Here is a 21987-nt window from a genome sequence, read left to right on the forward strand (position 1 = left end):
CTCAGTCTTCCGAATCGATGAAACCGGTGTCGGCCGCCTCGGCTGCACCGATCACCGGCAGGGTCAGCGCAGCAGCCCGCAACTGTGCCCGCGCATCACGCCAGGCCGGGTAGACCGACTCCACCACAGCCCAGAAGCGCGGAGAGTGGTTCATCTCGCGCAGGTGCGCAACCTCATGCGCGACCACGTAGTCGATCAGCTCCGGCACCAGATGGATCAGCCGCCAGTGCAAGCGAATGCCCGACAGGCTGCTGCAGCTTCCCCAGCGCGTGCGGGCACTCGACAACCGGACCGGTGGAACCGGCAGGCCCAGGCGATGGCAGAACTCCTCCACCCGACCGCGATACCAGACCAGTGCGCGCGCCTGCAGGGCCTTGCGCACCGCTAGCGTGGCATCGACTGCCGACGGCAGATGCAGTTCCTCGACCCCATCCGCCGCAAGCCGCCATTGAGCGCGGCGCGCATCGACGTACCGCAGGCGCAAGGGCCGACCGAACAGCGGCAGCTCCACCCCGTCGGCCGGCACCAACGTCGGCGCCTGCGGTCTGGCGGCCGAACGCCGCAAGCGATCGAGCAACCACGCCCCGTGCCCACGCACGAAACGCTCGACCTCGGCGAGCGGCGCACGCAAGGGTACGGATACACGTGCGCCCCGATGGTCTACCTGCAAGGCGAAGGAACGTCGCGCCGAGCGCCGCAGCACCAACTGGATCCGCGTGCCCCCGATGTCGACGTGATGCGGCTCCTCGGTCGCCGACGTCCCGGCCCTGCGCACGAGGCTCAAGCCTTTTCCTGCCACTCCAGGCCACGCACATCCATGTCGGCCCGGATGCGCGCCATCGCATCGGCCACGCGCGCGGCCTTGCCCTTCACGCCCAACTCCAACGACCGGCGCTGCCCTTCGGTCGCCAGCGTGGGCAGGCTGAAGAGCGTGGTGTCGGGAAAATCCGCCGTAATCTGGCGCATCAGTCCGATCAACTGACCTTCGTAGGCATCCCATACGGTGATGGCCTGCTCGACGTAATCCTCGGCGTGATGCAGGTGCGCGTACTTCGTGTCGAGCACCCATTCCACCATCGGCCACGCCATGACCGGAAAGCCGGGCGTGAAGTAATGCTGTTGGATGGAGAAACCCGGGATGCGGTTGTAGCTGTTCGGGATGATCTCGCTGCCGACCGGGTAGACGCCCATCTGCAAGCGCTCAGGGGTGATCTCCTCACCGAAGCGGGCCCGGATCTCGGCCTCTGCCTCGGGGTGCAGCGCCAGTTCGAGACCGAGCGCCGCACCGGCCGCCTCGCGCGTCCGATCGTCCGGCGTGGCACCGATGCCGCCGAAGCTGAAGACAACGTCGCCAGTGGCAAAGGTCTGGCGCAAGGTCTCGGTCAGGCTTCGAAAATCATCACCGCAGTATCGCGCCCACGAGAGCTTGAGACCGCGTGCGCCCAGCAGTTCGATGAGCTTGACGAGGTGTTTGTCGCTGCGGCGGCCGGACAGGATCTCGTCGCCGATGATCAGGGCACCAAAGTTCATTGGGTCGTCTGCGGAGGGTTGCGAGGTTCGGCATCGAGCAGCGTCACGCCACGCACCTGACGGTCGTGGCGCAGGCGCTCGAGGAGGTAATGGACGAACGCCAGGCCCGCATAGGCTGGCGCGACGAGATTGACCACCGGCACGTAGGCGAGCAATGCGCTACCACCGCCCAGCAGCAGCATCTGCGGACGCCAGTCGCGACGCAGGCGGCTCAGCTCCTCAGGATCGGCGTGGAGCATCAGTGCGTCGTAGCCGAAGGCGCGCTGGTTCAGCCAGCCGGTCAGCACGACCGAGGCAAGCAGGCCCACGCCGGGGATCAACCAGAAAGGCAGCGACAGGATCAGGAGAACGATGAAGAGCACGCCCGCCACGACCGAGTTCAGCGCGCTGCCCAGGTTCGATCCGCCACGCCGCTGCACCAGGTCCGCATAATCACTCCGCCCCACCCGTTCGAGCATCAGCGGCAGCGCAATCGCCGCGACGATGAGCGCAGCCGTGACGTAGACCAGGGGCACGAAGGCCAGCGCGACGGCGATCTTGATCAGCACCAGGGTAACCGCGGCAGCGGCGTCCGACGTCGAAACCCAGCTGCCGACGAAACTCCATCCCCCTACCCAGGCGAAGATCCAGTCGGTGACCGGCACCCACGCCACGATGGCGACGACTGTCCACACCAACATCGACACCAGGCCTGGCCATACCAGATGCCAGAAGATGTCGCGGCGGAAAAGACTTCGCGTGGCACGACCGAAGGCAACGAGGATGTCCTTCATCGCGGACGCAAGCTCAACGCGGCATGCCGGGCAGGCCGCCCGGCATCATGCCCTTCATCGCACGCATCATCTTGTGCATGCCCCCCTTCGAGAACTGCTTCATGACCTTCTGCGTCTGCTCGAACTGGTTCAGCAGGCGATTGACTTCCTGCACGGTCACGCCCGCGCCGGCGGCAATCCGCCGCTTGCGGCTGGCCTTCAGGAGTTCGGGCTTGGCACGCTCGAGCGGCGTCATCGAGTTGATGATGCCCTCGATGCGGCCGATGGCCTTCTCTTCGGCGCCCCCCTGCAGCTGGCCGGCCGCCTGAGCAAACTGGGCCGGCAGCTTGTCCATCATCGACGCGAGGCCACCCATCTTGCGCATCTGGGCAATCTGCTCCTTGAAGTCGTTGAGGTCGAAGCCCTTGCCACTCTTGAGCTTCTGCGCGAAAACCCGCGCCTTCTCCTCATCGACCCCCCGACGCGCCTCCTCCACCAGGCCCAGAATGTCACCCATGCCCAGGATGCGGCTGGCCATGCGGTCGGGGTGGAAGGGCTCGAGCCCGGACAGCTTCTCGCCGACACCGGCGAACTTCAGCGGTTTTCCGGTGACATGACGCACAGACAGCGCCGCACCGCCGCGCGAGTCGCCGTCGAGCTTGGTCAGCACCACGCCGGTCAGCGGCAGTGCGTCATTGAAGGCACGCGCCGTATTCACCGCATCCTGACCCAGCATCGCATCGACCACGAACAGGGTCTCGATCGGCGCCACCGCGGCGTGCAGGTTCTTGATCTCGGCCATCATCGCTTCGTCGATGGCAAGACGGCCCGCGGTGTCGACCAGCAGCACATCGACGTGGTGCTTCCGCGCATAGTCCAGCGCCGCCCGCGCGATATCGACCGGCTGCTGACCGACTGCGGACGGGAAGAACTCCACGCCCGCCTGCGCCGCCACCGTCTTCAACTGCTCGATTGCCGCCGGCCGATACACGTCGGTCGAGACCACCAGTACCTTCTTCTTCTGCTGCTCGTGCAGCAGTTTGGCGAGCTTGCCCGTGGTGGTGGTCTTGCCCGCGCCCTGCAGGCCGGCCATCAGCACGACGGCCGGCGGCTGGGTGGCGAGGTTCAGTCCCTCATGGACCGTGCCCATCAGGTTTCGCAGTTCGTCGTGCACCACGCCGACCAGCGCCTGTCCCGGGGTCAGCGAGCCAATGACCTCCTGGCCGACGGCCTTCTCCTTGACCCTGGCGATGAAATCCTTCACCACCGGCAAGGCAACGTCAGCCTCCAGCAGCGCCATGCGCACCTCGCGCATCGCCTCCTGGATATTGTCTTCCGTCAGGCGCGCCTGACCGCGCAAGGTCTTGACGACCTTCGACAGGCGCTGGGTGAGATTATCGAGCATGTGCGAGAGAGCCTTCGTCGGGTGATGACTTGGAGTAAACTTCTGTTCTGTATGCGCACAATTCTACTTCATCTGCTTCCCGCCTCGCTTTACGCCGCACTCGGCGTAGCCTTCTGGCGCAGTTGCATCGCGCGCCCCGCAGGCGCGACACGGGCGAACTGCATGGCCAGGCGGGAGCGCCTCGTCCTGCTCGTTGCCATGCTCGCGCACGGCATCGCGCTGCATGCGTCCATCTTCCCCGCCGACCAGATGCGCTTCGGGTTCGGGGTGGCGGTATCTCTGATGGTCTGGCTGGCGATTTGCTTCTACTGGGTGGAAACCCTCTATACCCGTCTCGAAGGGCTGCATGCAGTCGTGATGCCTGCCGGCGCGCTCGCCAGCCTGCTGCCGCTGTTCTTCCCCGGCGAACACGTGCTCGCCAACGCAACGTCGCCTGCCTTCCGCGCCCACTTCGTCATCGCCATGCTGGCGTACAGCCTGTTCACCCTCGCTGCGCTGCATGCAATGCTCATGTCGGTGGCAGGCCGCCAGTTGCACAATGCGCGCTTCAGCCGTCTGCTGGCCGGCCTGCCGCCCTTGCTGACCATGGAAGCGCTGCTGTTCCGCCTCATCGGCATCGCCTTCATCCTGCTGACTATGACCCTGATCAGTGGCGTGGCGTTCTCCGAAACCCTGTTCGGTCAAGCTTTCCGCCTCGAGCACAAGACGCTCTTCGCATTCATTTCCTGGCTGCTTTTCGGCGCCCTCCTCGTCGGGCGCCACCTGTGGGGCTGGCGAGGCCGCGTCGCACTGCGCTGGACGCTTGCAGGCTTCATCGCACTGATGCTGGCCTACGTTGGCAGCCGATTCGTCATCGAGGTCGTCCTGCAGCGCGTAGGCTGATGCCGGAAGGGTACTTGCCCACACCGCCGGCGTCATGAATATGACCGGCGGCCGGCAAGGTCTTTACAAGGTTTTACGCGGCGGGCAACATCGACGCACTTCAGTCCAAGGCAAGGCATGGCGGCGAATCCCCAACCTGCCCTGAGCGGTTTCGCTCGGGCCCTCATCCAGCATGGACGGCTTTCCGAAGCAGACGCACTCGCGTGTACCGCGCAGGCCAGCGACGGCACCAATGCATTCATCCTGGAGGTCGCGGCACGCGGCCTGATGTCGACTGCGGCGATCGCACGTTTTGCGGCCGACACTTTCGGCTACCCCCTGCTCGACATCGCCGCATTCGACAAGTCGATGTTCGCCAGCGATGCGGTCGACCGCAAGCTGATGCACAAGCACCAGGCGCTCGCGCTCGCCAAGCGCCAGAACCGTGTCACGCTTGCCATCGCCGATCCCTCCAACATGCGCGCGCTGGACGAGATCCGCTTCCAGACCGGCATGCAGCTCGACCTCGTGATCGCCGAGGCCGACAAGCTCAAGCGCGTTGCCGATGCACAGAACGAGTCGACCGAGCAGACGCTGAAGGAGCTGACGGGCGACGAGTTCGACATGGACCTGCTGAAGGAAGAGGCGCCTTCGGAGCACAAGGAAGAGGACACCAGCGACGTCGACGACGCTCCGGTGGTCAAGTTCATCCAGAAGGTGCTGATCGACGCGATCAACGAAGGTGCGTCCGACATCCACTTCGAACCCTACGAGAAGTATTACCGCATCCGGGTACGGACCGACGGCGTGCTGCGTGAGATCGCGCAGCCGCCGCTGGTACTGAAGGAAAAGATCGCCGCACGGATCAAGGTCATCTCGCGCCTCGACATTTCGGAGAAACGTGTCCCGCAAGACGGACGCATGAAGCTCGTGCTGTCGAAGAACAAGGCGATCGACTTCCGTGTCTCGACGCTTCCGACCCTGCACGGCGAGAAGATCGTGATGCGTATTCTCGACCCGAGTTCGGCGATGCTCGGCATCGATGCCCTGGGGTACGAGCCTGACCAGCGCAAGGCGCTGATGGAAGCGATCGAGCGCCCCTACGGCATGATCCTGGTCACCGGCCCGACCGGCTCCGGCAAGACAGTGTCGCTCTACACCTGCCTCAATATCCTCAACAAGGCGGGCGTCAATATCTCGACCGCGGAAGATCCGGCCGAAATCAACCTGCCCGGCATCAACCAGGTCAACGTCAACGAAAAGGCCGGCCTCACCTTCTCGGCGGCGCTGCGTGCCTTCCTGCGCCAGGATCCGGACGTGATCATGGTGGGTGAAATCCGCGACCTCGACACGGCCGAGATCTCGGTCAAGGCGGCGCAGACGGGCCACCTGGTGCTGTCGACCCTGCACACCAACGACGCACCGACCACCCTCGAGCGCCTCAAGAACATGGGTGTCGCGCCGTTCAACATCGCGTCATCGGTGATACTGATCACGGCCCAGCGTCTGGCGCGGCGGTTATGCTCGTGCAAGAAGCCGGCCGACATACCGCTCGAAGCCCTGCTCGAGGCGGGCTTCAGCCCGGATGAACTCGATGGCAGCTGGCAGCCCTACGCGCCCGGCGGCTGCGACCGCTGCAAGGGCAGCGGATACAAGGGCCGCGTGGGTATTTACCAGGTGATGCCTATTACGGAAGAGATTGCGCATATCATAATGACCGGTGGCAATTCGATGGACATTGCCGCCCAGGCAGAAAGCGAGGGCGTGCGCGACCTGCGCAAGTCCGGCCTGCTCAAGGTCAAACAAGGCGTGACCTCGCTAGAGGAAGTGCTGGCGACAACCAACGAATAAGGCAAAGGAAGCTCGATCACATGGCAACGGCTAGCCGCGCAATGCGCCCCGCAGGCCCCCAGGAGGATCTGTACAACTGGGAAGGCAAGGACAAGTCCGGCAAGATCGTGCGCGGCGAGATCAGGGCTTCCGGTGACGCGGTCGTCAAGGCCATGCTCCGCCGCCAGGGCATCCTGGTCACCAAGGTCAAGAAACAGAAGCTGTCGCGTGGCGGCAAGATCAGCGAGAAGGACATCGCGCTCTTCACCCGCCAGCTGGCGACAATGATGAAATCGGGCGTGCCGCTGCTTCAGGCCTTCGACATCGGCATCAAGGGTTCTGGCAACCCTGCGCTGGCACGCCTGCTGAACGAAGTCCGGAACGACGTCGAAACCGGCTCGAGCCTGTCGCAGGCCTTCGCCAAGCACCCCGTGCATTTCGATCGTCTGTTCACCAACCTGGTCGCCGCCGGCGAACAGGCCGGCATCCTGGACAGCCTGCTGGACCGGATCGCCACCTACAAGGAAAAGATCCTTGCCATCAAGGGCAAGATCAAGTCGGCGCTGTTCTATCCGATCGCGGTCGTCGTGGTGGCCGCACTGGTGATCTCGGTGATGATGCTGTTCGTCATTCCCGAGTTCAAGAGCGTCTTCTCCGGCTTCGGCGCCGAACTGCCGGCGCCGACCATGATCGTCATCGGAATTTCCGACTTCTTTGTCGAGTTCTGGTACATCGTGCTCGGCATCCCCATTGTCGCGATCATGGCCATCAGCTGGATCTACAAACGCTCCGTCGCCATGCAGATCGCGATCGATCGCCTCGTACTCAAGCTGCCCGTCGTCGGCGACATCATCCGCAAGGCGACGGTGGCACGCTGGACCCGTACGCTGTCGACCATGTTCGCAGCCGGCGTCCCCCTTGTCGAAGCGCTGGATTCGGTCGGCGGCGCCTCCGGCAACCACATCTATCTGACGGCCACCCGCCAGATCCAGAGCGACGTGAGCACCGGCACGAGCCTGACCGTCGCCATGCAGAACGCCAACGTGTTCCCGACCATGGTGGTGCAGATGGTGTCGATCGGCGAGGAGTCCGGTCAGCTGGATGCCATGCTCGGCAAGGTGGCGGACTTCTTCGAGCAGGAAGTCGACGAGGCCGTGTCCGGGCTGTCGCAGTTGCTCGAACCGATCATCATGGTCTTCCTCGGCACCGTTATCGGCGGCCTGGTGATTGCGATGTACCTTCCGATCTTCAAGCTCGGCTCGATCGTCTGAGTCATGCTGGCGCTCTTGCAAGACCCGTTCGCCTTCACCGGCGTGGGCGCTCTGCTGGGATTGTTCGTCGGGAGCTTCCTGAACGTCGTGATCCACCGCCTGCCAAGGATGATGGAGCGTGACTGGCATGCGCAAGCTGCCGAGCTGAGGGGTGAGGAGGTCCAGCCGACCGAGCGCTTCAATCTCGCGACCCCGCGCTCGCGCTGCCCGCACTGCGGGCACCTCATCGGCGCGCTCGAGAACATCCCGGTCCTGAGTTACCTCGTGCTGCGGGGGCGCTGCGGCCACTGCGGCGCCCGGATCAGCCTGCGCTACCCGATCGTCGAGGCGTTCACCGCCCTGCTCTCGGGCTACGCTGCCTGGCATTTCGGTTTCGGGCTCGCGGCCGCCGGCGCCCTGCTGTTCATCTGGACGATGGTGGCGCTGGCCTTCATCGACATCGATACGCAGCTGCTGCCCGACGATCTGACGCTTCCTCTGCTTTGGCTTGGCCTGCTCTTCAACCTGGGCGACACCTTTACCGATCTGCCCAGTGCAGTGATCGGCGCCATGGCAGGGTATCTTGCGTTGTGGTCGGTGTATTGGCTGTTCAAGCTCGTCACCGGCAAGGAAGGCATGGGCTATGGCGACTTCAAGCTGCTGGCAGCCATTGGCGCCTGGCTGGGCTGGTCGCTGCTGCCGCTGACCATCCTGCTGTCGTCGCTCGTCGGCGCCGTCGTCGGCATCACCCTCATCGTCCTTGCCCGCCACGGTCGCAACGTGCCGATCCCCTTTGGCCCCTACCTGGCCGCAGCGGGCATCATCGCCCTGTTCTGGGGCGAGACCCTGACGTCCCGCTACCTCGGTCTGCTCTGACGCGTCAGCCGTGCAGGCCAGGCACCGCCGGCTTGAACTCGATTGGGCTCAGCCCCATATATGCTTGGGGCGCGCCGTCTGGGTACGCGCCTTTTTCCTTATGCTGCATTGCGTTAGACTTGCGCACTTGTTTTCGGGAGCTTGTCATGCCCATCTACGAATATCGTTGCCCGAGCTGCGGTTTCCAGAAGGAACACCTGCAGAGAATGAGCGATGAACCCCTGTCGTCCTGCCCGTCCTGCGGTGCCACCGGCTACGCCAAACTGCTGTCGGCCGCCGGCTTCCAGCTGAAGGGCACCGGCTGGTACGCCACCGACTTCAAGGGTGGCAGCACCGCCTCTTCGCCCTCTACCGACAGCAGCCCATCGTCCGCCCCCGCTTGCGCCGGCGGCGGCTGCGCCTGTCACTGAGGCCGCTGCACGCGCCATCGTCCGGCCTGCCCCGTGCAGGCCCTGCAAGAAGATTCCGTGAAGAAATACTTCATCACCGGCCTGCTGATCTGGATTCCGCTGGCGATCACCTTCATGGTGCTCGCGTGGATCGTCAACACGCTCGACCAGATCCTGCTCTGGCTGCCCAACGGCGCACAGCCGCAGACCGTTCTCGGATTCAACATCCCGGGCATTGGCGTGCTGATGGCCCTGGCCATCGTGCTGGCGACCGGTCTCGTGGCCGCGAACGTGCTCGGCCAGAAGATCGTTGCCCTCTGGGAGGCCGTCCTCGCCCGCATCCCGGTGGTGAAGTCGATCTACTACAGTGTCAAGCAGGTATCGGACACCTTGTTCTCGAGCAGCGGCCAGGCCTTCCGCAAGGCTCTGCTCGTGCAATACCCGCGCCAGGGCGCGTGGACCATCGCCTTCCTCACCGGCAAGCCCGGCGGAGACGCCGCCCACCACCTCGCCGGCGACTACGTCAGTGTCTATGTTCCGACCACGCCCAACCCGACCTCCGGCTTCTTTCTGATGATGCCGCGGGACGACGTGATCGAGCTCGACATGAGCGTCGACGAAGCGTTGAAGTACATCATTTCGATGGGTGTCGTCGCGCCCCCCAGCCGTCGTGCCGAGCGCCCGGCGCTACTCAACGAATAAGCCAGCCCACTTTCAAGACCGAAGCGCGGCGCATCATCGTCGCCCACCAGACCTGCCGGAACCCTGACATGCGAACTCATTATTGCGGACAAGTCACCGCCGCCGACCTCGACCAGATCGTCACCATTTGTGGCTGGGTACATCGTCGCCGCGACCACGGCGGCGTGATCTTCATCGACCTGCGCGACCGTGAAGGCCTGGTTCAGGTCGTATGCGACCCCGACCGTGCCGAGATGTTCAGGCTCGCCGAGTCGGTGCGCAGCGAGTTCGTCCTGAAGATGAGCGGCAAGGTCCGCCGCCGCCCGGCGGGCACAGAGAACGCCAACCTGACCTCCGGCGAGATCGAGATCCTGTGCCACGAGATCGAGGTGCTGAACGCGGCGGCGACGCCCCCGTTCCAGGTGGATGACGAAAACCTGTCCGAGACGGTGCGTCTGACCAACCGCGTCATTGACCTGCGCCGCCCGCAGATGCAGAAGAACCTGATGCTGCGCTACAAGACCACGATGGCCTTCCGCCGCTTCCTCGACGCGGCCGGCTTCATCGACGTCGAGACGCCGATGCTGACCAAGAGCACGCCCGAGGGCGCGCGCGATTACCTGGTGCCCTCGCGCGTGCACCCGGGCCAGTTCTTCGCCCTGCCGCAGTCGCCCCAGCTCTTCAAGCAGTTGCTGATGGTCGCCGGCTACGACCGCTACTACCAGATCGTCAAGTGCTTCCGCGACGAGGACCTGCGCGCCGACCGCCAGCCCGAGTTCACCCAGGTCGACCTCGAGACGTCGTTCATGAACGAGCACGAGATCACCGCGCTGGTCGAGGAGATGATCCGCTTCGTGTTCAAGGAGGCGATGGCGGTCGAGCTGCCCGCGCCCTTCCCGCGCATGACCTACGCCGAGGCGATGCGCCGTTACGGCTCGGACAAACCCGACCTGCGCGTCACGCTGGAACTCACCGACGTCACCGACGCCGTGCAGGACGTCGCCTTCAAGGTCTTCAGCGGCCCCGCCACCTCGGGCGGTCGCGTCGCCGCGATGCGCGTGCCCGGCGGCAACAGCCTGACCCGCGGCGAGATCGACGAGTACACCAAGTTCGTCGGCATCTACGGCGCCAAGGGCCTGGCCTACATCAAGGTCAACGACGTCACCCAGCCCAACGAACAGGGCCTGCAGTCGCCGATCGTCAAGAACCTGCACGAGACGGCGCTGCGCACCATCCTCGAGCGCACCGGCGCGCAATCGGGCGACCTGATCTTCTTCGGCGCCGACAAGACCAAGGTGGTCAACGACGCCATGGGCGCACTGCGCATCAAGCTCGGCCACGAGAAGGGCTATGTTACGGGCGAGGCATGGTGCCCGCTGTGGGTGGTCGACTTCCCGATGTTCGAGTACGACGAGGACGACAAGCGCTGGGTCGCCTGCCACCACCCCTTCACCAGCCCGAAGGACGAACATCTCGACCTGCTGACGACCAACCCGGGCGAGTGCCTCGCCAAGGCGTACGATCTGGCACTGAACGGCTGGGAAATCGGCGGCGGCTCGGTGCGTATCCACCGCGCCGACGTGCAGGCCAAGGTGTTCGACGCGCTCAACATCGGCCCCGAGGAGCAGCAGGTGAAGTTCGGCTTCCTGCTCGACGCACTGAAGTATGGCGCCCCGCCCCACGGCGGCCTGGCCTTCGGCCTCGACCGCATCGTCACCATGATGACCGGTGCCGAGTCGATCCGCGACGTCATTGCCTTCCCCAAGACCCAGCGTGCGCAGTGCCTGCTGACCAACGCCCCGGGCGAAGTGGATGAAAAGCAGTTGCGCGAACTGCACATCCGCCTGCGCCAGAAGGTCGAAACCCAGGTCGAAGTCGGCAAGGCCTGAGCTTGCCGCACAGCCCCCCAGCGGGCTCCACCGCGCCCTGTCTCCCCTGAGGATGCAAGGTGTCGTGGAGCCCGTCTCCGTTTGCGTCGACGACCGACCGAACGCCGCCCTTTCAGATTTCGACAGGGATGCCGTAATCTTCTCCTGAAGCACGCCCCTGCGTGCACATGGCGCCATTACAGATGCTCCTGCCGAACGAGCTCGAAGTCCTCGTCGTCGAATGCCAGCCCAACATGCGTGCGCAACTGCGCGCGATGCTGTCGTCGATCGGCATCGAGAACGCCCAGTACGCGGTTTCCGCAACGGCCGCGATGAAGCGGCTGCGCGAGCATCGCTACGACCTGATCCTGTGCGAATACAACCTCGGCGAAGGCCAGGACGGCCAGCACCTGCTCGAGGACCTGCACGCGCACGGCATCATCCCGCTCGACACCGTGTTCGTCATGATCACCGGCGAACGCAATTACGAACGCGTCACCAGCGCGTGCGAGCTCTCCCCCAACGACTACATCCTCAAGCCGCTCAACGCCGAGACGCTGCGCGTGCGGCTGCTGCGAGCCTTCCAGAAACGCGACATCTTCCTGCCGGCATGGCAGTTGATGCGACTTGGCGACCCGGTTGGCGCCATCGAGTACTGCCGCATCGCACGCGACGAGAACCCGCAACACCTCACTGACCTGCTGCGACTGCAGGCGCAGTTGCACGCCAGCATCGGCCAGCTCGACGAAGCCGAGTCGCTCTATCGCGAGATCCTCGGCTCGCGCAGCATCCCATGGGCCGAACTCGGGCTTGCCCGGCTGCTGGTACTCAAGAAGCGCTACGTCGAGGCCGAGGACATCCTGACAGGCCTGATTGCGCGCCATGACCGCTTCATCGCCGCCTACGAACTGCTCGCCCAGCTCCGCGAAGAAACCGGTCGTCCGGACGAGGCCTGCGCCACCCTGAACGCTGCCGCGGAGAAGTCGCCGCACCGCGTCGCGCGCCTGCGGCACCTCGGCACGCTGTCACTCGCCATCGGCAATCCGGCGGGCGCGGAAGAAGCGCTTGCAGAGGTTGTCCGCAAGGGCAAGTACTCCGAATTCCGCGATCCGGAGGACCACGTCCGCCTCGTCCAGGCACAGCTTGCCCAAGCCAAGGTGCAGGATGCCCAAGGCACCATCGCAGACCTCGACCGCAGCATGGGACGACAACCCAAGGGTGAGGTCTGCAAGGCCGTGTGCACGGCGCTGGTGCATGCCCACAACAACGATCGCGCTCGAGCGCAGGCTGCGCTGAAGGCCGCAGCGCTGGCCGGCGGCACCGTGCGCGAGCTGTCGGTCGGGCTGCGGCAGGACCTGATCAGGGCCTGCTTCGACCAGGACATGCAGGAGCAGGCCAGCGAACTCGTCACCGACCTGTTGCGCAGCTCGGCCGACGAACGCACCATCGAGACCACGCGCGCGGTACTCGACCAGCGCGGACTCGGGCACCTGTCACAGGAGATCGAGGCGCGCATCCAGACCGAGGTCAAGTCGCTCGTCACCACGGGCGCGGAGAAAGCACGCGCAGGCGACTTCGACGGCGCCGTGGCCGAGATGATGAGCGCGGCACGCAAGCTGCCGGGCAATCCCCATGTGCTGTTCAACGCCGCCCTCGCACTGCTGCGCCACATCGAGAACCGCGGCTGGAACGATGCCTTCGCCACCCAGGCGCGCGGCCTCATCCAGCGCGCCCAGCGCCTGTCCCCCGCCAATCCGCGGCTGGCTGCGATCACCGAGTTCATGCACGCGCTCATCCAGCGCTACGGCATCCGGCCGGAAAAGGTCTTGGGCCGCCCGGCACGAACCTTCTGAACACCGCCGACTGCTGCAATGTTCCGCACGCTGCTGCTCCGCCTCGCGCTCCTCCTCGTCCTGCTTGCAGGCTGCACGCCGACCGGCCCGGATCGCGACACGCTCGCCGGCCTGCCGCCGGAGGCGATCGAGACCATCGGCCTGATCCAGAAGGGCGGCCCCTTCCCCTACCGCAAGGACGGCACCGTGTTCCAGAACCGTGAGAGCCTGCTGCCACAGAAACCGCGCGGCTACTACCGCGAATTCACGGTGCCGACGCCCGGCTCACGCGACCGCGGCGCACGCCGCATCGTCACCGGCGGCAATCCGCCCGAGGTCTTCTACTACACCCACGACCACTACCGGAGCTTCCGCCAGGTGGAGCCGCGCCCATGATTCCCTCTCCTTCCGACTCCCCTTTGGACGTGCGCGTCGAACTCGCCGACTGCACGGACAAGGCTGGACTGCTCAGGCGTTTCGCCGAGGCCTTCCGCTTTCCGGACTGGTTCGGACACAACTGGGACGCCCTGGCCGACTGCCTCACGGATCTGTCGTGGCTGCCCGCACCGGCCTACCGCGTGGTCCTGTGCAACCCCTCGACCCTGCGCACGACGCACCCCGACGTGCTGGCCACCACATTCGACATCCTCGCCGACACGACGCGCTGCTGGGCTGAGGCCGGCATCGCGTTCAGCGTCGAGGTCATGGAAGACGACGCCCCTTCCGCTAGCGCCCGCCCGCCGCACGACGCGACTCGATGAGCTCGGCGAGACACCTCGGACAGTAACAGGCGCCGGTCTCGGGTACGGATTCCGGCGCTGGCACGGCAAAAGCGGCCGGGTAGGCCGCACACCAGCAGGCCGCCTCGCCCGCGCGCATGCCACAGGTGAAACGCGCGCCGCAACGCGGACAGAGGTTGCTCGGCGTCGAGTCTGGCACTGAGGGGTTCATGATGAATCGGTTTCCTTGAATGCACCGCCCGAATGATAGGACGGATGCAGTCTCGCCCTTGAATCCTCGTCGGCCGGACCTATATTTTGTCTGAGGCCGGATTCCTGCCGGCAGGCTTTGGACAAGAGGAGATCAGGACATGAGCAGCAATCTCACCCGTCGTACCGACCCCCTGGACGACTTCTTCCGCGGCTTTTTCGTACGTCCCGTAGACTTCGGCGGCGGTCCCCTCGCCAATGCAGGCGTGGAGGCCCCGCAGATGCGCGTCGACGTCAAGGAGACCAGCGAGGGCTACGAGGTCCATGCCGAACTGCCCGGCATGAAGAAGGAAGACATCCACGTCCATATCGACGGCCCGGTAGTGTCGATCAGCGCCGAACGCAAGCAGGAAAAGGAAGTGAAGGAAGGCGAGAAGGTGCTGCGTACCGAACGCTACTTCGGCAAGGTTTCGCGCAGTTTCCAGCTCGGTCAGGAAATCGACGAAGCCAAGGCGGCCGCCAAGTTCAAGGACGGCGTGCTCGAACTCTCCCTGCCGAAGAAGGCGGAGGCCCAGGCCAAGCGCCTGACGATCGACTGATCCGCAGTCCCCACGCCGGCCGGCCCGCATGCCTGCTTGCAGGCTGCGGGCTTTTTCATGCGCGGCGGGCCGTAACATGCGTGGTGACAGAATCGGGCCGGCAACACGCCCACAACCGGGACGCCCGCAGTAAACTGCGCGCTGTCTATCCGCACCGCAACAAAGGACACCCCATGACCGACACCCGCCCCGCCGACCCCGTCACCCCCGCCCGCAAGGCCGAGATCCTGGCCGAGGCCCTGCCTTACATCAAGCGCTTCTTCGACAAGACCATCGTCATCAAGTACGGCGGCAACGCGATGACCGACCCGCACCTCAAGGAATGTTTCGCGCAGGACGTCGTGCTGCTCAAGCTGGTCGGCCTGAACCCGGTGGTCGTCCATGGCGGCGGCCCGCAGATCGAGACCCTGCTGACACGCGTGGGCAAGAAGGGCGAGTTCATCCAGGGCATGCGCGTCACCGACGCCGAGACCATGGAAGTGGTCGAGATGGTGCTCGGCGGTCAGGTGAACAAGGAGATCGTCAACCTGATCAACCAGGCGGGCGGCAAGGCCGTCGGCCTCACCGGCAAGGACGCCAGCTTCATCCGCGCCAAGAAACTGCTGATGCAGAAGCTCGACGCGCCGGCGGGTGACCTGATCGACGTCGGCCAGGTGGGCGAGATCACCAGCATCGATCCCAGCCTGATCGCCTTCCTCGACAAGGGCGACTTCATCCCGGTGATCGCGCCGATTGGCGTCGGCGAAGAGGGCGAGACCTACAACATCAACGCCGACGTGGTCGCCGGCAAGCTGGCCGAGATCCTGAAGGCGGAGAAGCTGGTGCTGCTGACCAACACGCCGGGCGTTCTCGACAAGGCCGGCAAGCTGCTCACCGGCCTGACGCCGCGCGAGATCGACGAGCTCGTCGCCGACGGCACCCTGTCGGGCGGCATGCTGCCCAAGATCGGCTCGGCGCTGGACGCGGCACGCAACGGCGTTAAGTCTGTGCACATCATCGACGGCCGCGTCGAACATTGCCTGCTGCTTGAGATCCTGACCGACCACGGCGTCGGCACGATGATCAAGAGCAAGTAAGCACGACGGGAACCGCCCCCGCCGCCTGGTGCGGGGGCGCCTCTGTACTCAGACGCGGTAGTAGTCGCGATACCAGGCAACGAAGCGGGCGACGCCGTCCTTCACGCTGGTCGCCGGCGCAAAGCCGGTCCAGGCGTTCAGCGCCTCGGTATCGGCGTAGGTCGCCGGCACGTCGCCATCCTGCAGCGGCATGAAGTTCTTCTGTGCGGTCACGCCCAGGGTTTCCTCGATCGCCGACACGAAGGCCATCAACTCCACCGGGTTGTGGTTGCCGATGTTGAACACGCGGTACGGGGCGTTGCTGCGGCCCGGGTCCGGGTTGTCCGAATCGAAGGCGGCATCCGCCGCCGCCGTGCGGTCGAGCGTACGGATCACGCCCTCGACGATGTCATCCACGTAGGTGAAGTCGCGCTTCATCTTGCCGTGGTTGAAGACGTCGATCGGACGTCCTTCGAGGATGGCCTTGGTGAACAGGAACAACGCCATGTCCGGACGCCCCCACGGACCATAGACGGTGAAGAAGCGCAGGCCGGTCGTCGGCAGGCCGTAGAGATGGCTGTAGGTATGCGCCATCAGTTCGTTCGCCTTCTTGGTCGCGGCGTAGATGCTCACCGGATGATCGACGCTGTCGCGCTCCGAGAACGGCATCTTGGTATTGCCGCCATAGACGCTGGAACTCGACGCATACACCAGATGCTGCACCTTCGCATGCCGGCAGCCCTCCAGGATGTTCATGAAGCCGACCAGGTTGCTGTCGATGTAGGCATGCGGGTTCTGCAGCGAGTAGCGCACCCCGGCCTGCGCCGCGAGGTGGATCACACGGTCGAACTTCTCCTCGGCGAACAGGCGCTCCATGCCGGCACGGTCGGCCACGTCCATCTTCACGAAGCGGAACCCCGCGTGCGGCGTCAGCCTAGCCAGGCGCGCCTCCTTCAGCGTCGGGTCGTAATAGTCGTTGAGATTGTCGAGTCCGACCACCTGGTCCCCGCGCGCGAGGAGACGTTGGGACGCATGCATGCCGATGAAGCCGGCGGCACCAGTGACGAGGATTTTCATGACGATGTCGGGTTGGGAGAATCGAAGACGCCGGATTATCGCATGTGCGCACGGGCGGCGTATGACAGTCCCACCCCCTGGATCCTTGCTTATACTTGCGCGGTCGTCTGCTGATCCGCCTTGATGCTCACCCGCCTGCCTTACACCCTGCTGTGGATCCTCGCCCTGCCCCTGGTCGTGTTGCGCCTGCTGTGGCGCGGACGACGCCAGCCGGGTTACCTGAAACACCTCGGTGAGCGCTTCGGCCGCTACCGGATGCGCGCACCAGTGCGCGTCATCTGGGTGCATGCCGTGTCCGTGGGCGAAACCCGCGCCGCCGAACCGCTGGTCAGGGCCTTGCTGAAACGCTGGCCCGAACACACGGTCCTGCTGACGCACATGACGCCCACCGGCCGCGAGACCTCGAAAGCACTGTTCAACGGCGACTCCCGCGTACTGCGCTGCTACCTGCCCTACGACCTCGGCTGCTTCGCGGGCGCCTTCCTGCGCCACTTCCGCCCGCAGTTCGGAGTGATCATGGAGACCGAGCTGTGGCCGAATCTGCTCGCAGCCTGTCGCCGGCGCGGCGTGCCGGTGATCCTGGCCAATGCCCGCCTGTCGGAACGCTCGGCGCGACGCTATGCCCGCCTGCCGGCCTTGAGCGCCCTGACGATGGGCGCGCTGAGCGCGATCGGCGCGCAGACCGCGGCCGACGCCGCCCGGCTGTCGGCGCTCGGCGCCCGCCGGGTGATGGTCACGGGCAACATCAAGTTCGACATCTCGCCCCCCGAGAACACCGAGGCCCTCGCCAGCCTCTTCCGCGCACGCATCGGCTCACGCCAGGTGCTGCTTGCCGCCAGCACGCGCGACGGCGAAGAGGCCCTGCTGCTCGACGCCTTCGCCCGCCTCGCGCCGCCCGAGGTCCTGCTCGCCCTGGTGCCTCGCCACCCCCAGCGCTTCGACGAGGTGGCCAGGCTCGCCGCGGCACGTGGCCTCGCGCTGCAGCGCCGCTCGGAGGATCAGCCGGTCGCGGCGCAAACCCGCGTCTGGCTCGGAGATTCGATGGGAGAAATGTTCGCCTACTACGCCAGTGCGGACGTCGCGCTGATCGGCGGCAGCTGGCTGCCCTTCGGCGGCCAGAACCTGATCGAGGCCTGCGCGGTCGGCACGCCGGTGGTCGTCGGCCCCCACACCTTCAACTTTGCTGCAGTGGCCGAACACGCCATCGCGGCAGGTGCGGCCCTGCGAGTCGAGACGGCCGACGCGGGCGTCAACGCCGCCCTGGAACTGCTGAAAGAAGCGCGTCGCCGTGGCGACATGGCCGAGGCCGGTTTGCGCTTTGCCGCGGCAGACCGCGGCGCCACCGCGCGTACGCTGGAACTGCTGGAAGGCGTCGCGCTCAGGGCGCCAGCAGCGCGTTGATCTCGCGCACGTCGTCCTCGCCGAGCGTACCGGCAGCAGCCTTCAGGCGCAGTTGGGCGAGCAGGGTGTCGTAGCGCGCACGCGACAGTTGCTGAAGCGTATCGGCCAGTTGCGTCTGGGCGTTGAGCACGTCGATGTTGATGCGCACGCCCACTTCGTAGCCGAGCTTGTTGGCTTCGAGCGCGGAGGTCGACGACACCTTCGCGGCTTCCAGCGCCCTCACCTGCGCCATGCCGCTGGTCACGCCCAGCCATGACTGGCGCGCGGCCAGCGCAGCATTGCGGCGCGCATCCTCGAGATCGGCATCGGCCTTCATTCGCAGCGCCGCCGCTTCGCGCGACACGGACGACACCCGCCCGCCGGCATACAGCGGCAGATTGAGCTGCAGCCCGATCGTCGTCGCCTCGCTGCGCTCGGTCGACACCTGCGGCCGGTTGTTAACGCCATGGGTTGCGACGATATCCACCGTCGGCAGGTGCCCGGCGCGTGCGCGCTCGACCTCACGCGCGGCGATCTCGCGCACGAGTTGCTGCGCCTGCACGCCGAAACTGCCCGCCTCGGCCGCGGCGACCCAATCCGCGATGTTGTCGGGTTGCGGACGCTGCAGTTGCACCCCCTCGCGCAGACCGGCCAGAGCCTCGGGCTGCTTGCCGATGATCTGCGCCAGCGTCTGGCGCGCGACCTCGAGCTGGTTCTGTGCCGCGATCTCCTGCGCCGAGGCCAGGTCGAAGCGCGACTGCGCCTCGTGGACGTCGGTGATCGTGACCGTGCCGACCTCGAAGCTGGTCTTCGCCAGATCGAGCTGTTCGCCCGCTGCCGTACGCAACTGCGTCACCGCGGCAAGCGCATCCTGCGCATTGAGAACGTTGAAGTAAGCCTCGGAGACCCGCAGCACCAGGTCCTGCCGCGCCACGCCGAACTGCGCCTCGGTCAGCGCGGTCTGCAATTCGCCCTGCTTGAACTGCACCCAGTTCTGCCAGCGGAACAGCGGCTGGGTCAGCTGCACACCGTAGCCGTTGCTGTTGTAGGAGTAGTCCATTGCCCGCGGGCTCGAACTTGTGCGCAACTCGGCGTCGTTCCAGCGCGTTTCCGCGTTCAGTCCGATCTGCGGCAGCAGGCCGGAACGCCCCTGCACGACCTTCTCCTGCCCGGCCTCGAACTCGGCCCGTGCCGCGGAGAACTTCGCATCATTCGCGAGCGCCTCCTGATAGACCTGCATGAGGTCGGCGGCCCACGCGCCGCTCGAGAACAGGCCTGCCACACAGAGTGCTATCGCTCGCTTCATTACGTCCTCCGGAAAATGCTGCCGCGTCAGTACTGCGGCATCTTCGGGTCGACCTGCGCCGCCCAGCCAGCGACACCGCCAGCCAGATTGATCACGTTGCCGAAGCCCTGATGCTCGAGGAACATGCACACCTGCGCGCTGCGCCCGCCGTGGTGGCAGACCACCACGATCTCGGCGTCGCGGTCGAGCTCGGCAAAACGTGCGGGCACGCTGCCCATGGGCATCGGCACGGAACCCTCGATGTGACAGATCCCGAATTCCCAGGGTTCGCGCACATCGAGCAGCAGGGGCTTGTCGCCCCCCGCATCGCTCAGGCGGTCGGCAAGTTCGCGCGGGCTGATCTGACGCATGGTGTCGTACTCAGAAGCTGAAGGCGTCGTGGCGCGGCGCGTTGCGCAGCATGGGCACGACGGTCTCGAAGATGTCCTCGGTGCGGAAACGCCCCTCGGCCTCGCAGGTGATCAGGCGTCCCTTCATGACCGGCGCCTCGCCCACGAACGCGAACAGGCGACCACCCACCTTGAGCTGCTCGAGCAGCACCTGCGGCACGAAGGACACGCCGCCCGATACCACGATGACATCGTAGGGGGCACGCTCGGCCCAGCCCGCCATGCCGTCGCCCTGCACCACCACGACGTTCTCGACACCGTTGCGGGCGAGGTTGTCCGAGGCGAACTTCACCAGCTCGGGCTCGATTTCCAGGGTGCGCACCCACTCCGCGCGCGCCGCCAGCAGTGCAGCGAAAAACCCGGAACCGGTACCGATCTCCAGGACCGAATCGGATTTCGCCAGTTGCAGCGCCTGCAGCACCTTGCCCTCGATGACTGGCTTCAGCATCACCTGGCCGCAGCCGATCGGGATCTCCACGTCGGCGAAAGCCAGCGACCGCGCGCTCGCGGGCACGAACTCCTCGCGCTTGACCGTCATCAGGAGGTCGAGCACGTTCTGATCCAGCACCTCCCAGGGACGGATCTGTTGCTCGACCATGTTGAAGCGCGCTTTCTCGAAATTCATCAGGAACTCCTGGCGAAATATTAGCACACGCTAATTAATAGCGTCGTCCGTTACGGCAAAACCGCATCATTCTAGCGCAGTTGCTGCGCTGCGATGGGGCGACGCGGCGCCCGTCAAGCAAGGGCAGTGACGATGGACAAGGCCCGCGGTCCCGGGCGCAAACCGCATGCTGGCCGGGGTCTCGCGCCTGGCGGCGAGCCGGGTCGTGCGGACGTTCCGGGATCAGCGCGACTCGAGCACCAGGCGACCATTGGCCGGCTGGATCGGGCGGGAGTTGCGCGGGTAGAGGCGCCCGAACACGGCCAACTGGTCATCGGCCATCGGCATCGACGTCTTCATCACCACCCAGATGACGTCTTCGGTGCAGGGCGGCACGGGCAGCGAGCCGAGATAGAGGAAGTGCGCGGGATTCTCGGGGACGAAACCATTGAGGTCGATCACGGCATCCGGCACGAACTCGCGCCCGCGATCGAGTGGCAGGTTGTTCCACAAGGTCTGCAGCAAGGCGTTCGGCGCGCCGCCCGCCTCGAGCAGGATCGACACAATCGCCGTGCGACCGTCGGCGCTGCGGTGCTCGAGATAGGCCGCCATGTCATAGGCCATGCCGCCGACACGCTCCTGCGACGGGCGATGCAGGGTGAAACGCTCGAGCGCGTAGCGCGTGCCGCGGATCTCGACCCCCATGCCTTCGCCAACGTCGACCTGCAGCGTGTTGCCGGTGTCGCGGATGCGAAAGCCGGTGCTGCGGTAGTGGAACTTGACCGGCGCCAGATCCACCGCCACGCCGTCACGCAGGTCGATCGGCGACTGGCGCGTGCCCTCGCTGCACAGACGCCAGTCGGGACGCAGGCGCCCCCACGCCTCCGGCCCCAATTCCCCCTCGTAGCGCCAGCCGGGATCGAAGGCGTTGTCGCGCTGGGCACGCAGCAGCACCTCGACGGGGTCGGGCGGCACCGGGGCTGCCGGCACCGACGGGGCCTTGACCTGCGGTCGCGCCAGGGCAACCGGCGCAGGCGCTTGCGGACGGGGCGTCTCACGCACCACCGCGCGTGGCGGCTCAGGCCTGCGCGCCGCGCCCGGCCGCGCCGGCGGAGCCGACTTCTCGGCCTTGCGCACCGTCTCGGCGGTCGCAGGCTTGGGTGCCTCGCGCTCGACCCTCTCGGGATCGGGCTTGGCGGGCCGGATGTTTGGCAGCGGCGGCAGGATCAGCTTCTTGTCGCCCTGATCCACCGCACCGTTCGGGGGCGCCGCCTCGACCGCCTTGGGCGGTTCAGCGGCGCGCAAGGTCTGCACCGTCGACGTGGCGGTTTCGATCGGCGCCGCGCGGGCGGCCTGGGCCGTCGCCGGCTTCGC

General features: G+C 65.8%; 23 protein-coding genes. 13 read left to right on the forward strand and 10 right to left on the reverse strand.

Going from position 1 to position 21987, the window contains the following annotated elements; translation table 11 throughout:
- Position 1 precedes the first annotated feature (1 nt).
- The 4 genes from C664_RS12900 to ffh are packed head-to-tail and all read right to left on the reverse strand — an operon-like array spanning position 2 to position 3687.
- Entirely contained in the window at positions 2-784 is a 783-nt protein-coding gene (locus tag C664_RS12900; protein WP_004261067.1) for a M48 family metallopeptidase, read from the reverse strand.
- Complete coding sequence (locus C664_RS12905) at positions 781-1530, reverse strand: competence/damage-inducible protein A (RefSeq protein WP_004261072.1); 750 nt, start codon at positions 1528-1530, stop codon at positions 781-783. Before C664_RS12905 ends, C664_RS12900 begins: the two co-directional genes overlap by 4 nt.
- Entirely contained in the window at positions 1527-2303 is a 777-nt protein-coding gene (locus C664_RS12910; RefSeq protein ID WP_004261075.1) for an EI24 domain-containing protein, read from the reverse strand. Before C664_RS12910 ends, C664_RS12905 begins: the two co-directional genes overlap by 4 nt.
- 13 nt (positions 2304-2316) lie before the next feature.
- A complete protein-coding gene (gene ffh / locus C664_RS12915) occupies positions 2317-3687 on the reverse strand; it encodes a signal recognition particle protein (RefSeq protein WP_004261078.1) in 1371 nt (456 codons plus the stop codon).
- Between the two features lie 51 nt (positions 3688-3738).
- Here ffh and C664_RS12920 point away from each other — a divergent pair, with 51 nt between their 5' ends.
- The 10 genes from C664_RS12920 (at position 3739) to C664_RS12965 (ending at position 14035) form a co-directional block, all read left to right on the forward strand.
- Positions 3739-4569 carry a cytochrome C assembly family protein gene (locus tag C664_RS12920; protein WP_038011754.1) on the forward strand — a complete coding sequence of 277 codons (831 nt, stop codon included), beginning with the start codon at positions 3739-3741 and terminating at the stop codon, positions 4567-4569.
- 117 nt (positions 4570-4686) lie between these two features.
- Positions 4687-6399 carry a type IV-A pilus assembly ATPase PilB gene (gene pilB / locus C664_RS12925; RefSeq protein ID WP_004261084.1) on the forward strand — a complete coding sequence of 571 codons (1713 nt, stop codon included), beginning with the start codon at positions 4687-4689 and terminating at the stop codon, positions 6397-6399.
- Positions 6400-6419: 20 nt separating this feature from the next.
- Positions 6420-7649: a type II secretion system F family protein gene (locus tag C664_RS12930; protein WP_038011757.1), complete on the forward strand. Its 1230-nt coding sequence runs from the start codon at positions 6420-6422 to the stop codon at positions 7647-7649.
- 3 nt (positions 7650-7652) lie between these two features.
- Entirely contained in the window at positions 7653-8504 is an 852-nt protein-coding gene (locus C664_RS12935; protein ID WP_004261088.1) for a prepilin peptidase, read from the forward strand.
- A 146-nt stretch (positions 8505-8650) separates the two neighbouring features.
- The gene (locus C664_RS12940; RefSeq protein WP_038011759.1) at positions 8651-8914 is read left to right on the forward strand and encodes an FmdB family zinc ribbon protein; all 264 of its coding nucleotides are present in this window, start codon (positions 8651-8653) and stop codon (positions 8912-8914) included.
- Between the two features lie 57 nt (positions 8915-8971).
- Positions 8972-9595, forward strand: a complete 624-nt coding sequence (locus C664_RS12945; RefSeq protein WP_038011779.1) for a DUF502 domain-containing protein — start codon at positions 8972-8974, stop codon at positions 9593-9595.
- A gap of 68 nt (positions 9596-9663) precedes the next feature.
- On the forward strand, positions 9664-11463 hold the full coding sequence (gene aspS, locus C664_RS12950; protein ID WP_004261096.1) for an aspartate--tRNA ligase: 1800 nt from the start codon (positions 9664-9666) through the stop codon (positions 11461-11463).
- Between the two features lie 182 nt (positions 11464-11645).
- On the forward strand, positions 11646-13295 hold the full coding sequence (locus C664_RS12955) for a response regulator (RefSeq protein WP_004261098.1): 1650 nt from the start codon (positions 11646-11648) through the stop codon (positions 13293-13295).
- A gap of 18 nt (positions 13296-13313) precedes the next feature.
- On the forward strand, positions 13314-13670 hold the full coding sequence (locus C664_RS12960) for a ribonuclease domain-containing protein (RefSeq protein WP_004261100.1): 357 nt from the start codon (positions 13314-13316) through the stop codon (positions 13668-13670).
- Positions 13667-14035 carry a barstar family protein gene (locus tag C664_RS12965; RefSeq protein ID WP_038011761.1) on the forward strand — a complete coding sequence of 123 codons (369 nt, stop codon included), beginning with the start codon at positions 13667-13669 and terminating at the stop codon, positions 14033-14035. The genes C664_RS12960 and C664_RS12965 overlap by 4 nt, the downstream gene beginning before the upstream one ends.
- Here C664_RS12965 and C664_RS20345 read toward each other — a convergent pair.
- Positions 14001-14225 (reverse strand): cysteine-rich CWC family protein, encoded by a 225-nt coding sequence (locus C664_RS20345; RefSeq protein ID WP_083483091.1) that lies wholly within the window; start codon positions 14223-14225, stop codon positions 14001-14003. The two genes, C664_RS12965 and C664_RS20345, sit on opposite strands and share 35 nt — an antisense overlap.
- Positions 14226-14364: 139 nt before the next feature.
- Between C664_RS20345 and C664_RS12970 the strand changes: the two genes are divergently transcribed.
- Both C664_RS12970 and argB read left to right on the forward strand, forming a co-directional pair.
- Positions 14365-14802 carry an Hsp20/alpha crystallin family protein gene (locus C664_RS12970; RefSeq protein WP_004261107.1) on the forward strand — a complete coding sequence of 146 codons (438 nt, stop codon included), beginning with the start codon at positions 14365-14367 and terminating at the stop codon, positions 14800-14802.
- Between the two features lie 173 nt (positions 14803-14975).
- Complete coding sequence (argB, locus tag C664_RS12975; RefSeq protein ID WP_004261109.1) at positions 14976-15878, forward strand: acetylglutamate kinase; 903 nt, start codon at positions 14976-14978, stop codon at positions 15876-15878.
- Between the two features lie 48 nt (positions 15879-15926).
- Here argB and C664_RS12980 read toward each other — a convergent pair whose 3' ends face one another.
- The gene (locus tag C664_RS12980) at positions 15927-16934 is read right to left on the reverse strand and encodes an NAD-dependent epimerase (RefSeq protein WP_004261111.1); all 1008 of its coding nucleotides are present in this window, start codon (positions 16932-16934) and stop codon (positions 15927-15929) included.
- Between the two features lie 123 nt (positions 16935-17057).
- On the opposite strand from C664_RS12980, the gene waaA reads away from it, so the two are divergent.
- Complete coding sequence (gene waaA, locus C664_RS12985; protein ID WP_004261113.1) at positions 17058-18335, forward strand: lipid IV(A) 3-deoxy-D-manno-octulosonic acid transferase; 1278 nt, start codon at positions 17058-17060, stop codon at positions 18333-18335.
- Here waaA and C664_RS12990 read toward each other — a convergent pair.
- The 4 genes from C664_RS12990 to C664_RS13005 all read right to left on the reverse strand — a co-directional run.
- On the reverse strand, positions 18313-19620 hold the full coding sequence (locus tag C664_RS12990; protein ID WP_038011764.1) for a TolC family outer membrane protein: 1308 nt from the start codon (positions 19618-19620) through the stop codon (positions 18313-18315). The genes waaA and C664_RS12990 overlap by 23 nt on opposite strands.
- Positions 19621-19646: 26 nt before the next feature.
- Positions 19647-19970 (reverse strand): rhodanese-like domain-containing protein, encoded by a 324-nt coding sequence (locus C664_RS12995; protein WP_004261117.1) that lies wholly within the window; start codon positions 19968-19970, stop codon positions 19647-19649.
- A gap of 10 nt (positions 19971-19980) precedes the next feature.
- Positions 19981-20634 carry a protein-L-isoaspartate O-methyltransferase family protein gene (locus C664_RS13000; RefSeq protein ID WP_004261118.1) on the reverse strand — a complete coding sequence of 218 codons (654 nt, stop codon included), beginning with the start codon at positions 20632-20634 and terminating at the stop codon, positions 19981-19983.
- A gap of 222 nt (positions 20635-20856) precedes the next feature.
- Positions 20857-21987 (reverse strand): carbonic anhydrase (locus C664_RS13005; RefSeq protein ID WP_004261120.1); only part of this gene is annotated, 1131 nt, incomplete at its 5' end.

Origin of the sequence: Thauera sp. 63, from assembly GCF_000310165.2 — a bacterium.
GTDB lineage: Bacteria > Pseudomonadota > Gammaproteobacteria > Burkholderiales > Rhodocyclaceae > Thauera > Thauera humireducens.

Bases quoted from the DNA above. Each gene is read 5' to 3' on its own strand.
- C664_RS12970 (WP_004261107.1), top strand. From the start codon at position 14,365: ATGAGCAGCAATCTCACCCGTCGTACCGACCCCCTGGACGACTTCTTC.
- argB (WP_004261109.1), top strand. From the start codon at position 14,976: ATGACCGACACCCGCCCCGCCGACCCCGTCACCCCCGCCCGCAAGGCC.
- C664_RS12955 (WP_004261098.1), top strand. From the start codon at position 11,646: ATGCTCCTGCCGAACGAGCTCGAAGTCCTCGTCGTCGAATGCCAGCCC.
- aspS (WP_004261096.1), top strand. From the start codon at position 9,664: ATGCGAACTCATTATTGCGGACAAGTCACCGCCGCCGACCTCGACCAG.
- C664_RS12965 (WP_038011761.1), top strand. From the start codon at position 13,667: ATGATTCCCTCTCCTTCCGACTCCCCTTTGGACGTGCGCGTCGAACTC.
- C664_RS12940 (WP_038011759.1), top strand. From the start codon at position 8,651: ATGCCCATCTACGAATATCGTTGCCCGAGCTGCGGTTTCCAGAAGGAA.
- waaA (WP_004261113.1), top strand. From the start codon at position 17,058: ATGCTCACCCGCCTGCCTTACACCCTGCTGTGGATCCTCGCCCTGCCC.
- C664_RS12990 (WP_038011764.1), bottom strand. From the start codon at position 19,620: ATGAAGCGAGCGATAGCACTCTGTGTGGCAGGCCTGTTCTCGAGCGGC.
- C664_RS12905 (WP_004261072.1), bottom strand. From the start codon at position 1,530: ATGAACTTTGGTGCCCTGATCATCGGCGACGAGATCCTGTCCGGCCGC.
- C664_RS20345 (WP_083483091.1), bottom strand. From the start codon at position 14,225: ATGAACCCCTCAGTGCCAGACTCGACGCCGAGCAACCTCTGTCCGCGT.
- C664_RS12980 (WP_004261111.1), bottom strand. From the start codon at position 16,934: ATGAAAATCCTCGTCACTGGTGCCGCCGGCTTCATCGGCATGCATGCG.
- C664_RS12960 (WP_004261100.1), top strand. From the start codon at position 13,314: ATGTTCCGCACGCTGCTGCTCCGCCTCGCGCTCCTCCTCGTCCTGCTT.
- C664_RS12920 (WP_038011754.1), top strand. From the start codon at position 3,739: ATGCGCACAATTCTACTTCATCTGCTTCCCGCCTCGCTTTACGCCGCA.
- C664_RS12930 (WP_038011757.1), top strand. From the start codon at position 6,420: ATGGCAACGGCTAGCCGCGCAATGCGCCCCGCAGGCCCCCAGGAGGAT.
- pilB (WP_004261084.1), top strand. From the start codon at position 4,687: ATGGCGGCGAATCCCCAACCTGCCCTGAGCGGTTTCGCTCGGGCCCTC.
- ffh (WP_004261078.1), bottom strand. From the start codon at position 3,687: ATGCTCGATAATCTCACCCAGCGCCTGTCGAAGGTCGTCAAGACCTTG.
- C664_RS12910 (WP_004261075.1), bottom strand. From the start codon at position 2,303: ATGAAGGACATCCTCGTTGCCTTCGGTCGTGCCACGCGAAGTCTTTTC.
- C664_RS12935 (WP_004261088.1), top strand. From the start codon at position 7,653: ATGCTGGCGCTCTTGCAAGACCCGTTCGCCTTCACCGGCGTGGGCGCT.
- C664_RS13000 (WP_004261118.1), bottom strand. From the start codon at position 20,634: ATGAATTTCGAGAAAGCGCGCTTCAACATGGTCGAGCAACAGATCCGT.
- C664_RS12995 (WP_004261117.1), bottom strand. From the start codon at position 19,970: ATGCGTCAGATCAGCCCGCGCGAACTTGCCGACCGCCTGAGCGATGCG.